Origin of the sequence: Neisseria sp. P0024.S006 (assembly GCF_051956595.1) — a bacterium.
Lineage (GTDB): Bacteria > Pseudomonadota > Gammaproteobacteria > Burkholderiales > Neisseriaceae > Neisseria.
The window spans coordinates 1-585 of sequence record NZ_JBQCXH010000017.1 but is presented as its reverse complement, the minus strand read 5'-3'; the positions used below and the strand labels follow the sequence as shown (position 1 = coordinate 585).

Below are 585 nucleotides of genomic sequence, written 5' to 3'. Positions count from 1 at the left end.
CCACCAACACCACCACCAACCAACTCAACCCACCCACCAACCAAAACAACCCCCAAACAACCACCACCACCCAACAACAACCCACAACCAACCAACACACCGCCACCCAAAACCCCCCACAACCCAACCAAACCACCCCCCACCACACACACCCCCAAAGCCGCAACACAGCCAACAACACCCCCAACCCCAACAACACCCCCCACACCCAACAACCACACAACAACACAACCAAAACCAAACCACCAAACAACCAACCCAACCACACCCAACCCACCCACACGACCACACAACACACCAACACCCCACCCAACCACACCAAAACACACCCCACCAACCACCCCCCCAAACAAAACCAACACAACACCACCACCACCCAACAACAACACAACCCCAAAAAACAACCCCCACAACCAAAACAAAACCCCCCACACACCAACAACACCCCACAAAAACACAACCAAACCACCCCCAACCCAACACACCACACCAACACAAACCCCCCCACAACACAACCCACAACAAACACCACCAAAACAACACCCAAACACCCCCCACACCACAACCCCCACACCCCACCCACCA

General features: G+C 55.2%; 1 pseudogene. It reads right to left on the bottom strand.

Features of this window, described 5'->3' with window-relative positions:
- Positions 1–585: pseudogene (locus ACTHUF_RS11035) on the bottom strand (hypothetical protein); the annotation flags it as partial.